This is a genomic window from Oceanimonas doudoroffii, from assembly GCF_002242685.1.
Taxonomy (GTDB): Bacteria; Pseudomonadota; Gammaproteobacteria; order Enterobacterales; family Aeromonadaceae; genus Oceanimonas; species Oceanimonas doudoroffii.
The window spans coordinates 121,530-134,460 of record NZ_NBIM01000002.1; the positions used below are offsets into that span (position 1 = coordinate 121,530).

Annotated in this window: 13 protein-coding genes; 8 read left to right on the plus strand and 5 right to left on the minus strand. The window is 59.9% G+C overall.

Annotated elements, in window-relative coordinates; genetic code table 11:
* The first annotated feature begins 26 nt into the window (after window positions 1-26).
* Window positions 27-1,808: a DEAD/DEAH box helicase gene (locus tag B6S08_RS10220; protein WP_094200710.1), complete on the plus strand. Its 1,782-nt coding sequence runs from the start codon at window positions 27-29 to the stop codon at window positions 1,806-1,808.
* 452 nt (window positions 1,809-2,260) lie between these two features.
* Here the strand turns inward: B6S08_RS10220 and suhB are convergent, their stop codons facing one another.
* On the minus strand, window positions 2,261-3,064 hold the full coding sequence (suhB, locus tag B6S08_RS10230) for an inositol-1-monophosphatase (RefSeq protein WP_094200712.1): 804 nt from the start codon (window positions 3,062-3,064) through the stop codon (window positions 2,261-2,263).
* Window positions 3,065-3,192: 128 nt separating this feature from the next.
* Here suhB and B6S08_RS10235 point away from each other — a divergent pair, with 128 nt between their 5' ends.
* Window positions 3,193-3,693 (plus strand): acyloxyacyl hydrolase, encoded by a 501-nt coding sequence (locus B6S08_RS10235; RefSeq protein WP_094200713.1) that lies wholly within the window; start codon window positions 3,193-3,195, stop codon window positions 3,691-3,693.
* Window positions 3,694-3,806: 113 nt separating this feature from the next.
* Window positions 3,807-4,985: an MFS transporter gene (locus B6S08_RS10240; protein WP_094200714.1), complete on the plus strand. Its 1,179-nt coding sequence runs from the start codon at window positions 3,807-3,809 to the stop codon at window positions 4,983-4,985.
* 56 nt (window positions 4,986-5,041) lie between these two features.
* Here the strand turns inward: B6S08_RS10240 and B6S08_RS10245 are convergent, their stop codons facing one another.
* The 4 genes from B6S08_RS10245 to rdgC form a co-directional block, all read right to left on the minus strand.
* Entirely contained in the window at window positions 5,042-5,290 is a 249-nt protein-coding gene (locus B6S08_RS10245) for a YfhL family 4Fe-4S dicluster ferredoxin (protein WP_094200715.1), read from the minus strand.
* Window positions 5,268-6,668, minus strand: coding sequence for a prephenate-dependent tRNA uridine(34) hydroxylase TrhP (gene trhP, locus B6S08_RS10250; protein ID WP_094200834.1), 1,401 nt, complete (start codon window positions 6,666-6,668; stop codon window positions 5,268-5,270). Before trhP ends, B6S08_RS10245 begins: the two co-directional genes overlap by 23 nt.
* A 94-nt stretch (window positions 6,669-6,762) precedes the next feature.
* Window positions 6,763-7,173 (minus strand): YgiW/YdeI family stress tolerance OB fold protein, encoded by a 411-nt coding sequence (locus tag B6S08_RS10255; RefSeq protein WP_094200716.1) that lies wholly within the window; start codon window positions 7,171-7,173, stop codon window positions 6,763-6,765.
* Between the two features lie 206 nt (window positions 7,174-7,379).
* Window positions 7,380-8,288, minus strand: coding sequence for a recombination-associated protein RdgC (gene rdgC / locus B6S08_RS10260; RefSeq protein ID WP_094200717.1), 909 nt, complete (start codon window positions 8,286-8,288; stop codon window positions 7,380-7,382).
* 175 nt (window positions 8,289-8,463) lie between these two features.
* Between rdgC and B6S08_RS10265 the strand changes: the two genes are divergently transcribed.
* From B6S08_RS10265 to B6S08_RS10285, 5 genes are all read left to right on the plus strand, one after another.
* On the plus strand, window positions 8,464-8,892 hold the full coding sequence (locus B6S08_RS10265) for a GNAT family N-acetyltransferase (protein WP_094200718.1): 429 nt from the start codon (window positions 8,464-8,466) through the stop codon (window positions 8,890-8,892).
* Between the two features lie 104 nt (window positions 8,893-8,996).
* Complete coding sequence (gene phoB, locus B6S08_RS10270) at window positions 8,997-9,686, plus strand: phosphate regulon transcriptional regulator PhoB (RefSeq protein WP_094200719.1); 690 nt, start codon at window positions 8,997-8,999, stop codon at window positions 9,684-9,686.
* Window positions 9,687-9,693: 7 nt separating this feature from the next.
* Complete coding sequence (gene phoR, locus B6S08_RS10275) at window positions 9,694-11,010, plus strand: phosphate regulon sensor histidine kinase PhoR (RefSeq protein WP_094200720.1); 1,317 nt, start codon at window positions 9,694-9,696, stop codon at window positions 11,008-11,010.
* A 130-nt stretch (window positions 11,011-11,140) separates the two neighbouring features.
* Window positions 11,141-12,112: a PstS family phosphate ABC transporter substrate-binding protein gene (locus B6S08_RS10280; RefSeq protein ID WP_094200721.1), complete on the plus strand. Its 972-nt coding sequence runs from the start codon at window positions 11,141-11,143 to the stop codon at window positions 12,110-12,112.
* 172 nt (window positions 12,113-12,284) lie between these two features.
* A complete protein-coding gene (locus tag B6S08_RS10285; protein WP_094200722.1) occupies window positions 12,285-12,746 on the plus strand; it encodes a GNAT family N-acetyltransferase in 462 nt (153 codons plus the stop codon).
* The last annotated feature ends 185 nt before the right edge of the window (window positions 12,747-12,931 follow it).

Consider the following 12,931-nt stretch of genomic DNA (forward strand, 5'->3'; position numbering starts at 1 on the left):
ACATTTTATTTATTCGGAACTGTTAAATGACAAATACCTCTGTAGTACCCGGTTTTGCCGATCTCGGCCTGGCGCCTGCCGTTCTTCAAGCTCTGACCGACATGGGTTACGAGCAGCCTTCTGCCATTCAGGCCGCCGCCATTCCGACTCTGCTGACCGGGCGCGACGTGCTGGGCCTGGCCCAGACCGGTACCGGCAAGACCGCCGCCTTTGCCCTGCCGATGCTGAGCCGCATCAGCGGTGGCAACGCCTACCCGCAGGTGCTGGTACTGGCCCCGACCCGGGAGCTGGCCATTCAGGTGGCCGAGTCCTTTGAAAACTACGCCAAATACCAGAAAGACATTCGCATTGTCTCCATCTATGGTGGCCAGGCCTACGACAGCCAGATCCGCGCCCTGCGCCGTGGCGTCGACATTGTGGTGGGTACCCCCGGCCGAGTGATGGACCACATGCGCCGTGGCACCCTCAAGCTCGACAACCTGCAGGCCCTGGTACTGGACGAAGCCGACGAAATGCTGCGCATGGGCTTTATCGACGACGTGGAGTGGATTCTGGAGCACACCCCGGACAGCCGTCAGATCGCCCTGTTCTCTGCCACCATGCCGCCGGCCATTCAGCGCGTGGCCCAGAAGTACCTGAAAGATCCGCAGGAAGTGCGCATCGCCAACAAGACCCGTACCAACGCCAGCATTCGCCAGCGTTACTGGTTTGTGCGTGGCATGCCCAAGCAGGAAGCCCTGTGCCGTCTGGTGGAAACCGAAGACATGGACGCCTGCCTGGTGTTTGTGCGTACCCGTAAAGACGCCGAAGACGTGGCCGAGCTGATGAGCCGTGAAGGCCACGCCTGTGAGGCCCTGCATGGTGATATTCCCCAGAAGCTGCGTGAAAAAGTGGTGGATCGCCTGAAGAACGGTCGCCTGAACATTCTGGTTGCCACCGACGTGGTTGCCCGTGGTCTGGACGTGGAGCGCATCAGCCACGTTATCAACTACGACATGCCCCACGACAACGAGTCTTACGTGCACCGCATTGGCCGTACTGGTCGTGCCGGCCGTGAAGGCGACGCCATTCTGTTTGTGACCGGCCGTGAAAAGCGCAGCCTGTACAACCTGGAGCGCCACACTCGTCAGCCCATCGAAGAGATGAGCATGCCGACCGCCGACGATATCAACAAGATCCGCGCCGAGCGCTTCAAGGCTCGTATTCGCACCAGCGTGGACGCCGACGAAAAGGCCCTAGCGCCCTTTGTGGAAATGGTGAGCGAGCTGCAGGCCGATGGCATGGACACCGCCGCCCTGGCCGCCGGCCTGGCCCGTCTGCTGCAAGGCGATCGCCCGCTGTTCGTGGAAGACAAGCCCATGGCTGCTCGTCGTCCGGACGTGCGTGAAGCCCGTGAGCCTCGTGCCCGTGGTGACCGTCCCGAGCGGGGCGAGCGTCCTCGTCGCGGCGGTAAGGATGACGTATCCGGTGTGACCATGGAAACCTTCCGCGTTGACGTGGGTCGAGTGCACGGTGTCAAACCGGGTCACTTGGTGGGCGCCATTGCCAACGAGGCGGATCTGGAGTCCCGTTACATCGGCCAGATCCAGATCCACGACGACTTTTCCACCGTGGATCTGCCCGAAGGCATTCCCACCGAGCTGCAGCAGATCCTGCAGAAGGTGCGCGTCTGTCAGCGTCCGCTGAACCTGGCCAAGTACGAGGGTGGCCCGCTGCCCCGTCGCCAGTTCCGCCAGAAGGACGATCGTGGCGGTGACCGCGGCGGCAAGTTTCGCCCGCGCCGCAACGACAAGCGCCTGAACGGCTAAGCCCGTTTCACGCCGATTAAAAAGCCCGCCGGTGTTCCCGGCGGGCTTTTTTATTGCGTGGAAGATGGAGGACCTTGGAGGAAAAACGTAAGGGGGGAGGAGGCAGAGTGAAGATAGCCTGTTTGTTTACTGGATCGGCGTTAGCCTGGAACAGCAGGCAGTGAAGCTGGGTGGTTTTCAGACGGTGATAAACGACGTTAACTCACCATATTTATGGTGAAGGTGGTTGCTCCCCGGTGTACTGGGCGGCCCATAATGGACACGTCTCACGTCTCACGTCTCACGTCTCACGTCTCACGTCTCACGTCTCACGTCTCACGTCTCACGTCTCACGTCTCACGTCTCACGTCTCACGTCTCACGTCTCACGTCTCACGTCCACGTCTCACATTTCACAGGCACAAAAAAGCCCCGCACGTTGGCGGGGCTTTGAAGGCTTGCTGTTGGTCGGCCTTAGTTGGCCAGTGACTCGGGCAGGTGCTCGCGAATGGTGGACAGCATCACCTTGAGCACCTTGGGGTTGGCACAGACCACGTTGCCGCTGCGGTCAAAATTGTGGCCACCCACAAAGTCGGTCACGATGGCACCGGCTTCGCGGGCGATCAGGCTGCCGGCGGCGGTGTCCCAGGGCTTCAGGCCCAGCTCCCAGTAACCGTCTACCCGACCGGCGGCCACATAGGCCAGATCCAGGCTGGCGGCACCGGCGCGGCGAATGTCGGCGCACTGCACGAACAGGCCCTGGAACATGGCCAGATAGGCCTCGGCCTGATGCTTTTGCTTGAACGGAAAGCCGGTGGCCAGCACGGTGTTGGTCAGATCCTTGGCCTTGCCGGTACGAATGCGGTAGCCGTTAAGCTGGGCGCCGGCGCCGCGGCTGGCGGTGAACAGTTCGTCACGAATGGGATCGTAAATCACGGCCTGCTCGGTGCGGCCTTTCACCCGCAGGGCGATGGACACGGCGAAATGGGGAATGCCCTTTACGAAGTTGGTGGTGCCATCAAGGGGGTCGATAATCCACTGGTAGTCGGGATTGCTGCCAGTCAGCTCGCCGCACTCCTCACCAATAATGGTGTGTTCGGGGTAGGACTTGCGAATGGTGTTTATTACGGCGTTTTCCGCGTCAAGATCGACATTGGTAACGAAATCATTCTGGCCTTTTTGACGAGTTTCCAGATTGTCCGGATTGGCAAAACCCTTGACGATAACCTGACCGGCGTTACGCGCAGCGCGCACCGCAATATTCAGCATCGGATGCATATGAGAAGACCCACTTGATGTTAAAGAACAAAATTCGAGCGCGAATTATACCAGCGTCCCCAAGGCAGGCAAGGATTAAAATGGATGGCTAAAATTTAATCAGGCTTGTAAGGATGAGGTAGGCCGGCATGAACAGGGTAAGCGGCTGTGTGTGGTTGGTGGTCATGCTGGCTTTACCCTTGCGTGCGGATCCTTCCCTGATGGTGTCGGGGGGGAAGGGCGACGACGCCGAACGCTACGGCATTGGGGTGGGCTGGCAGCAGGACTGGCGGGAGCTGGCCGGTGGGCGCCTCGATTTAGGCGTGGACCTGGACGGCAGCCGCTGGCGCCTGGGCGGCGACCACCTGACCCAGCTCAGCGTGGTGCCAAGCCTGGTATATGAAGGCGGCCGGCGCGGGTTGCGACCGCTGGCTTATGCCGGGGTGGGACCTGCCTGGATCAATCGAAGCCGGCTCGGTCCGCGTAATCTGTCCAGCCGGTTGCAATTTAACAGCCGGGCCGGGCTGGGGATGGCCGTGGGGCGCCACAGCCTGGCACTGGAGGCCTGGCACCTGTCCAATGCCGGGCTGAAAAAGCCGAACGACGGCCTCACCTCCTGGGGCGTCAGTTATCGTTACCGGTTTGATTAGAAAAACTGGGTCTGGCCATTATAAAAGCTCGCATGAATCTCGATTGCCAGTGAATCTCTCCGTTCTCTATGATGTGAGCCATATCACGTACCTTTTTTTTGGAGAGAGTGGCCATGTCGGGCCTGTCCTTGGTGTTGCTTACCGTATTGATGGTGGCGGCGGGTCAGATGACCCAAACCCTGTATGTGCCCGCCATGGGCGATATGGCCGATGCGCTGCAGGTCAGCGGCCAGGCGCTGCCCCTGGTGATGGCGTTTTATCTTATTCCCTACGGCCTGTTTCAGTTTGTTTATGGTCCGCTGTCGGACCGATATGGCCGGCGTCCGGTGCTGCTGGTAGGCCTTGGTATCTATGTGCTGGGCTCGGCGCTGATCCTGCTGGTGCCGACTTATCCCATGCTGCTGCTGGGCAGCTTTGTGCAGGGGGCGGGCACGGCAGCGGCGGGCAGCCTGTGCCGCAGCTTGATGCGGGATCGCTTTGAGGGCGCCGAGCTGGTGCGTTACAACGGCTATGTGTCCATGGGCATTATGCTGGCGCCGTTGCTGGCGCCCCTGGCCGGAGGCTGGCTTAACCTTCACTTTGGCTGGCAGTCGATGTATGGCTTTCTGCTGGCAACCGGGCTGGTGATCCTGCTGGTGATGAGCCTGTGTTTTCGGGAAACCCTGCCCGCCGAGCGTCGTCATGTGCAGCCCATGCTGCCGGCCTATCAGTACGTATTGCATCACGGTGGCTTTCGTCGTCAGCTCGGCATGCTGATCGCTACCTTTGCCGGCCTGATCCTGTACGAGGCGGTGTTCAGTGTGCTGGCCGGCCGGCAGGGCAACCTGACCAGTGCCGAAATCAGCCTGCTGTTTATTCTGCCATTGCCGCTGTATTTCGGCGGGGCCATGCTGGCGTCGATGAAGGCGGCGGTATGGTCGGTGCGACGCATGCAGTGGCTGGCCAGTGCCGGGCTGCTGGGTGGTGCCGTGCTGGTGTTGGCGGGTGGGCTGCTGCCGGAACTGGGTCTGTTTATGCTGGTGCTGGGTGGGGGCCTGTATTTTGCCGGAGCGGGCCTGCTGTTTCCGGTGGCCACCTCCAAGGCGGTGGCGCCCTTTTCACAGCATGCCGGTACCGCCGGCGCCCTGCTCGGGGGCAGTGCCAACCTGGGGGGCGGTTTATTCCTGCTGGTGCAGGGCCTGTTGCCGGAGATGGATCAGCGCGTGCTGGGCGGGTTATTACTGGCCTGTGCCGGCCTGGTGGTATGGTTTCTGCTACCTGAGGAAGAAGCCCTGCCCGCACCCGGGGTGTGAGCTTCGGAATATGAACCCATGAAAAAGCCCCGGTCTTCTGGATCGGGGCTTTTTGTTCAGGCGTGATGCAGCAGCACGAACTTATCCCATAACTGCTCTTCGCTCTCCCGGTGGTCGGGGTCGTCAATAATGCAGTCGATGGGACAGACGCTGATGCAGGTCGGCTTGTCGTAATGCCCGACACACTCGGTGCACAGATCCGGGTCTATCTCGTAGATCTCCGGACCGTAATAAATGGCACCGTTCGGGCACTCCGGCTCGCACATGTCGCAGTTGATACAGTTATCCTTGATTAACAGCGCCATCGGCTTGCTTCACATGAGGGTTGCGGGTGTCCTGCTGGTCACCCAGGTTGCGCATCAGAATACCGTAGGTCACGTCAATGTTGGCGTCGAGGGGAATGTACATCACATGGCCGTTGCCCGGGGCCACCTCTACCTGCTCGCCCTTGCGGTTTTTCATTTGCTCCAGGGTAAAGGTGAGGTTGCCCTTTGGCGTCATCAGCTCCAGGCTGTTGCCTACCAGAAACTTGTTTTTGACTTCCACTTCCACCCAATCGCCGTCGCGGCCGGTGATCTCGCCCACAAACTGCTGGCTGGTGGACACCGAATAGCCATAGTCGTAATTCTGGTAATCGCCGTGGGCATGGCGCTTGAGGAACCCTTCGGTGTAGCCGCGATGGGCCAGGTTTTCCAGGGTGCTCATCAGGGTGGTGTCAAAGGGCTTGCCGGCCACGGCGTCGTCAATCGCCTTGCGGTATACCTGGGCGGTACGGGCCACGTAATAGAAGGACTTGGTACGGCCTTCAATCTTGAGGGAGTGCACACCCATGCCGGTCAGGCGCTCCACATACTGCACCGCGCGCAGATCCTTGGAGTTCATGATGTAGGTGCCGTGCTCGTCCTCATAGGCGGCCATGTATTCGCCCGGACGGTTGCCTTCTTCCAGCAGCACCGGCTCATCATGGGGCTTGCCGGCCCCAAGAGTGGGGGTGATGTCGCTTTCCACCGGCTGTACCATGATCGGCTCCTGCTTGTGCACGATCTGGCCGGCGTCGTCTTCCTTGGCCTCGTGCACCTTGTATTCCCAGCGGCAGGCGTTGGTGCAGGTGCCCTGGTTGGGGTCGCGCTTGTTGATGTAGCCCGACAGCAGGCAGCGGCCGGAGTAGGCCATGCACAGGGCGCCGTGTACGAACACTTCCAGCTCAATGGTGGGGCAGTGTTGGCGGATTTCCTCGATCTCTTCAAGGGACAGCTCCCGGGACAAAATCACCCGCTCGATGCCGTAGTCCTGCCAGAATTTCACCGAGGCCCAGTTGACCGCATTGGCCTGCACCGACAGGTGAATGGGCATCTCGGGAAAGTGCTCGCGCACCAGCATGATAAGACCCGGGTCGGACATGATGAGGGCATCGGGGCCCATGTCCACCACCGGCTTCATGTCGCGCAGAAAGGTTTTCAGCTTGGCGTTGTGGGGCTGAATATTGACCACCACGTAGAACTTCTTGCCGAGGGCATGGGCTTCGTTGATGCCAATCTGCAGGTTCTCGTGGTTGAATTCGTTGTTGCGCACCCGCAGGGAGTAGCGGGGCTGGCCGGCATACACGGCGTCGGCGCCATAGGCAAAGGCGTAACGCATGTTCTTGAGGGAACCGGCGGGGGAAAGCAATTCGGGTACAAACATGATGATCTCGTCTGATGTCAGGTCAGCGGGCCGCCACCTGATGGCGGCCGGGGCCGGCATTTTACTCCCATGCGCCGGTGATTTCGAGTTATCGTTACCGATAAGCGGGCCGTACCCGTTCCACTTCCAGCTTCACCCGGCGTTTGTCCCGGTCCACCTCGGCCCAGATCAGCAGCTGGCCCCGGCGGTGGCGGCGCAGCTTGCGCCAGTCGTCGTCATCCATGTCGATTTTGATGGTGCCGGTGCTGTCGCGGAACAGAAATTCGTCGTCATTCAGCCGCCGCACAATATGGCCGGACAGAATAATGCGGCTGTCATCGGCCAGCCGCCGAGCCTCGGCCACGGAGGTGACGGGCAGGCGCTCCCGGCGATATTCGTTACGGTACTCATGGCGGTATTCCCGCTCATATTCATGGTGGTGCCAGCGCTGATCGTCGTGGGCCGAGGCGGCGCCGGCCGCCAGCCATAGCAGTCCCAACAGGCCGGCAAAAGAAGAAGGGCGCATGGTTGAACTCCTGCAAATGCGATGGTGAGCCACCATAGCCGTCGCCCGCGAAGAAAACCGTCGTTAGCAGTCAGTGATATATGAAAAGGGCCGTAAACACGAGAAGCGTGGGACAGCTTTGGTCATATACGTGCGGAGAAGGCCCCACTGTCGTGGGGCAAAGGGTGGTTTGTTGGCGGGGTTGCTCGGCTGAAGCCAGTCCTTGATTAACGGCTTTCCTCGCCGCCCATGGCGTCAATCAGCTCGGGAATAAAGCGGGACAGTTCTCCGGTGACCAGGGCGAAGTCGGCGTCGAAGCGGGCGGCCGGGTCTTCACTGGTGACGTCGTCGTTTTGCTCGCGCAGCTCTTCCGAGAACTTGAGTCGCTTGATGCTCATGTCGTCGCCCAGAATAAAGCTGATGGTATCGCCCCAGTTCAGCGCCAGCTTGGTCACCAGCTTGTCGGCGTCGAGGTGGGCCTTCATTTCGTCGCTCAGCAGATCCTGCTGCTTGGCGCGAATAATGCCGCCGTGCTCCAGCGCCGAGCGGAGTTCGGCCTCGTCTTCCAGGGCAAACCCGGCGGGGGCGGCCCCTTCTTTGAGCCAGTCGGTCAAGGTCAGCTCGGGGGGCGTGGTCATGGCCAGGGGGACTACCGGCAGGCTGCCAATGCATTTGCGCAGCAGTGCCAGCAGATCTTCGGCACGCTTGGCGGAGCTGGCGTCCACGGCAATAAAGCCATCGTCGGGGTTGATCCAGGCAAAGGTTTGCTGAAAGCGGCTAAAGGCGCGAGGCAGCAGGCTGACGATCACCTCTTCCTTGATGGCGTCCTTTTCCTTTTTCTTCAGGGCCCGGCCCTGCTCGGCTTCCAGGCTTTCCACCTTTTCGGCCACTTCATCGTTCACCACCGAGCCCGGCAGCATTTTTTCTTCCTTTTTGGCGCACAGCAAAATCTGGTTGCCGGCGCTGTGAGTCAGGGCCTGACCGCGCTTACCCAGGGGGGAAATCCAGCCCACCTTGGCCTGATCCTGGCTGCCGCAGGGGCTGAAGGTCATGGCGTCAAGCTGCTTTTCCAGCTCTTCCAGGCTGAGCTCAAAAGGGCGGGTAAAACGATAAATTTGCAGATTTTTAAACCACATGGAGTCCTCGGTGACAGGCCGGAAAAGCGGCATTGTACTGCAATCCGACTTTGTGATCAGTCAGTCATTCCTGCACAACAAAGACGGATCCCGCTCACAGGAGTGAACAAATTCGGGCTGGCCGGGCTTCGGCCGCCATACACTGGACTCAGATGCCGGTGAAAGGGGAAAGCATATGATACGACAGGCCAGGCCGGAGGATACCGAGGCCATTCTGAATGTCTGGCTATTGGCCTCGCTGCAGGCGCATGACTTCGTGCCTGCCGCCTATTGGTGGCGGCAGCAGGAGCAGATGCGGGCGCGCTATCTGCCGTCGGCGGAGGTGTGGGTGTGCGAGCGGGAGGGAGAAGTACAGGGGTTTATTGCCCTGGCCGGCGATTATCTGGTGGCGCTGTTTGTGCGCCCCGACTGCCAGAAAAAGGGCATTGGCAAGGCACTGATGGCGACCGCCAAGCGGCTGCGTCGTCAGCTTACCCTTAAGGTATTTTGTGAAAATGACATTGCCGTGCATTTTTATCGCCGGCATGGCTTTGCCATTACCGAGGAGCATCTTGACCCGGGCACCGGCCAGCCTCAGCTGTGCATGGATTACGATTCCCCCTGAGAAAAGCTTCGTTTGAAACCTTCGCGTCACAATTTCATAAAACTGTCATACTTGCTTCCAATAATGGGCATGAACACAAAACCATAGCAGAAGGCGGTTGAAGAATGACACGGAAAATACTGGTGGTGGAAGACGAAGCGCCCATTCGGGAAATGCTGTGTTTCGTGCTGGAGCAAAAGGGATTCTCAACCCAGGAGGCGGAGAGCTACGATCAGGCCCTGGAGCTTATCAAGGAGCCCTACCCGGAACTGATCCTGCTCGACTGGATGTTGCCTGGCGGTAGTGGCATACAGCTTATCAAGCACCTCAAGCAGGACGAGCTGACCCGCCAGATCCCGGTGATCATGCTGACCGCCCGGGCCGAGGAAGAAGACAAGATAAAGGGCCTGGACGTGGGCGCCGACGACTACATCACCAAGCCGTTTTCTCCCAATGAACTGACCTCCCGTCTCAAGGCGGTGTTGCGCCGAGTGGCGCCCACCTCGGTGGAAGACGTGATCGAGGTGCAGGGGCTGCGCCTGGACCCGCTCAGCCACAGGGTCAGCGCCGAAAACCAGCAACTCGACATGGGGCCCACCGAATTCAAGCTGCTGCACTTTTTCATGACCCATCCGGAGCGGGTATACAGCCGCGAGCAGTTGCTGAATAATGTGTGGGGCACCAATGTCTTCGTGGAAGACCGCACCGTGGACGTGCATATTCGCCGGTTGCGCAAGGCCATTTCGGCCTGTGGCCACGACAAGCTGATCCAGACGGTGCGGGGTGCAGGTTACCGTTTCTCCGTTCGCCCATGAGGCTCCCATGCAGCAACAGAATACCAACCGGGGCAGGTGGTGGCAGTTGGGACTGTTCTATACGGTCTTTGGTCTGCTCGGCCTGCTGCTCGACAATCTGGCGCTGGGGCTGCTGGCCGGCACCCTGATCCAGCTGGCCATCTTTTATCGTTATCAGCATACGCTGCTGGTGTGGCTGTGGCGGGATCGCAGCCTGACGCCACCCGAGGGCAAGGGCAGCTGGGAAGATATCTTCAACGGCATTTACCGGCTGCAGCAGCGCCAGCGCTCGCGCCGGCGCGAGCTGGGGGTGTTGGTGCGTCGTTTTCGCGAAGGGGCCGAGGCCTTGCCCGATGCCGCCGTGGTCATTCGCCGGGACGGCAGCATTATCTGGTGCAATAAGCTGGCCCAGCAGTTGCTCGGGTTTCGCTGGCCCGACGATGCCGGCCAGCACATCGGCAACCTGATCCGCACGCCGGTATTTATCACCTATATGAAGCGGGGAGATTTTCGCGAGCCGCTGGAGATGCCCTCGCCGGTAAGTGAAGAGCGCTTGCTGGAATGCCGCATCATGCCTTACACCGAAGATCAGGCGCTGCTGGTGGTGCGGGACGTGACCCGGCTGCGCAGCCTGGAGCAGGTGCGCAAGACCTTTGTGGCCAACGTTTCGCACGAGCTGCGCACGCCGCTGACGGTGCTCAAGGGCTATCTGGAAATGCTCGAAGAGCCGCCGTCCGAGCCCATGTGGCGCAAGACCCAGAAGGTATTGGTGGAGCAGACCCAGCGCATGGACGCCCTGGTCAACCAGTTGATGACCCTGAGCCGCTACGAGGCCGCCACTCAGCCCGATTTTACCCGGGTGGTGGACATGCCCGGCATTCTGCACATGCTGGAGCAGGAAGCGCTGGCGCTCAGTGGTGAGCGCGGCCATGAGTTCAGCTTTGAGGTGGAAGCCGGCCTGCGGCTCAGGGGCGATCCCGAACAGATGCGCAGCGCCATGTCCAACCTGGTGTATAACGCCGTGCGCCACACCCCGGCGGGCAGTCACATTCGAGTGCAATGGTGTCGCCAGGGCGAATTTGGCCGCTTTGCCGTCAGTGATGACGGTGACGGCATCGCCCCGGAGCACATCGCCCGGCTCACCGAACGGTTCTATCGGGTTGACAAGGCCCGTAGTCGCCAGACCGGCGGATCGGGCCTGGGGCTGGCCATCGTCAAACACGCCCTCAGTCACCACGATAGTCATCTTGAGATAGAGAGCCATCCCGGAAAGGGAAGCTGCTTCAGTTTTCGCCTGCCCGCTCGCCTGTTGGTGGCCGACGCCGGCGTGCAACAGAGTGCCTGAGGTGGGGAGTGACACTTCCATGACATTGCGCTCTTCTGTCATAAAAGCGTCACCTAGGATTAATAGGATTGTCACCGCTGCCGGCAATACTGGCCGCGTCTTGAAAGACCGAACTTATTGGAGATTAAGGATGAAACTGAACAAACTGGCAAGTGCACTGGGACTGACCGTGGCCATGGCCGCCACTTCCGCCGTTGCAGCGGTGGATGCTTCACTGCCCGATTACCAAAAAGTCAGCGGTGTGTCCGGCAACGTATCTTCTGTTGGCTCCGACACCCTGGCCAACATGATGACCCTGTGGGCCGAAGAGTTCAAACGCCAGTATCCCAACGTCAACGTGCAGGTCCAGGCCGCCGGCTCTTCCACTGCGCCGCCCGCCCTGACCGAAGGCACTTCCCAGTTCGGCCCCATGAGCCGCGCCATGAAGAGCAATGAAATCGAAGCCTTTGAAAAGCGTTACGGTTACAAGCCCACTCCGGTTCGTGTGGCCATCGATGCCTTGGCGGTGTTCGTACATAAAGACAACCCCATCGAAGGCCTGAGCATGGATCAGGTGGATGCCATCTTCTCCAGCACCCTGAGCTGCGGCCTGTCCGAGCAGATCACCAAGTGGGGCCAGACCGGCCTGGACGGCGACTGGAACAGCCGCGACATTCAGCTCTATGGTCGTAACTCCGTGTCCGGCACTTACGGTTACTTCAAGGACGAAGCCTTGTGTAAGGGTGACTTCAAGAACAATGTGAACGAGCAGCCCGGTTCCGCCTCCGTGGTGCAGTCCGTGTCTTCTTCCCTGAACGCCATCGGTTACTCCGGCCTGGGCTACAGCACCTCCAGTGTGCGCGCCGTGCCGCTGGCCGATGCAGGCTCCACCGACTATGTGGAAGCCAACTCTGAAAACGCCATCAGCGGCGAGTATCCGCTGTCCCGTTTCCTGTACGTGTACGTGAACAAGCACCCCAACAAGCCCCTGGGTCCGATGGAAGCCGAATTCATCAAGATGATGCTGTCCAAGCAGGGTCAGGAAATCGTCGACAAGGACGGCTATGTGCCGGTACCTGCCGCCGTGGTTGAGGCCGACCTGAAGAAACTTGGCCTGATGTAAATACGTTTTACCGTTCTGGTTGCTGTTTGAGCCCCGGCTTCGTCCGGGGCTTTTTTATGCCTGCAGCACGGGTAAATCCACGTATTCCGCAGCAAGCCACTTTTTAATTGTGCACAACTGTGGCTATATAAGGGGGCAAAGCAGACAGGCAGTATGTGAAGCAGGAGCAATTATGGAAATCAGGAAGATCCGCAGTGGTGAAACGAGCAGTATCTGGCAGTTGTTCCACGATACGGTGCACCGGATCAACCAGGCCGATTACAGCGAACACGAACTGGCGGTATGGGCCCCTGACGAATACGACGAACCGCGCTGGGTCAGCCGCTTTATTCGTACCCGGCCCCTGGTAGCGATGGAAGGCAAGCGCTTGTTGGGGTTTGCCGAACTCGACGACGATGGCCGCATTGACTTGTTTTATGTGCACCACGCCCGCCAGGGCGAGGGGATTGGCCGGGCGCTGATGCAGCGGCTCAAGGCCGAGGCCGCTTCTCGCGGGCTGTGCCGGCTGTATTGCGAGGCCAGCATCAATGCCCGCCGTTTCTTCGAGGCCATGGGCTTTATGGAGGTCGAGCGTCGCCGGCGCGAGCGGCGTGGCCAGCCGGTGCAGGTGTTGCTGATGGAGTACCGGGCGTAACACCCTGAGTGATGAGGTGGCTCCATGGACCGTGCACACGGGCCATGGAGCCATCAAAACATATCATCAGCGGCAGGCCGTAAAAACCGCCATAAGCGAGACGGGCTTTTCTGGAAGTCGATACGCTCGTGTTGATTAGCATTAAACGCAAAAAGCCCACCATAAGGTGGGCTTTTTAGGATGAT

Bases quoted from the DNA above. Each gene is read 5' to 3' on its own strand.
- B6S08_RS10220 (WP_094200710.1), top strand. From the start codon at position 27: ATGACAAATACCTCTGTAGTACCCGGTTTTGCCGATCTCGGCCTGGCG.
- suhB (WP_094200712.1), bottom strand. From the start codon at position 3,064: ATGCATCCGATGCTGAATATTGCGGTGCGCGCTGCGCGTAACGCCGGT.
- B6S08_RS10235 (WP_094200713.1), top strand. From the start codon at position 3,193: ATGAACAGGGTAAGCGGCTGTGTGTGGTTGGTGGTCATGCTGGCTTTA.
- B6S08_RS10240 (WP_094200714.1), top strand. From the start codon at position 3,807: ATGTCGGGCCTGTCCTTGGTGTTGCTTACCGTATTGATGGTGGCGGCG.
- B6S08_RS10245 (WP_094200715.1), bottom strand. From the start codon at position 5,290: ATGGCGCTGTTAATCAAGGATAACTGTATCAACTGCGACATGTGCGAG.
- trhP (WP_094200834.1), bottom strand. From the start codon at position 6,668: ATGTTTGTACCCGAATTGCTTTCCCCCGCCGGTTCCCTCAAGAACATG.
- B6S08_RS10255 (WP_094200716.1), bottom strand. From the start codon at position 7,173: ATGCGCCCTTCTTCTTTTGCCGGCCTGTTGGGACTGCTATGGCTGGCG.
- rdgC (WP_094200717.1), bottom strand. From the start codon at position 8,288: ATGTGGTTTAAAAATCTGCAAATTTATCGTTTTACCCGCCCTTTTGAG.
- B6S08_RS10265 (WP_094200718.1), top strand. From the start codon at position 8,464: ATGATACGACAGGCCAGGCCGGAGGATACCGAGGCCATTCTGAATGTC.
- phoB (WP_094200719.1), top strand. From the start codon at position 8,997: ATGACACGGAAAATACTGGTGGTGGAAGACGAAGCGCCCATTCGGGAA.
- phoR (WP_094200720.1), top strand. From the start codon at position 9,694: ATGCAGCAACAGAATACCAACCGGGGCAGGTGGTGGCAGTTGGGACTG.
- B6S08_RS10280 (WP_094200721.1), top strand. From the start codon at position 11,141: ATGAAACTGAACAAACTGGCAAGTGCACTGGGACTGACCGTGGCCATG.
- B6S08_RS10285 (WP_094200722.1), top strand. From the start codon at position 12,285: ATGGAAATCAGGAAGATCCGCAGTGGTGAAACGAGCAGTATCTGGCAG.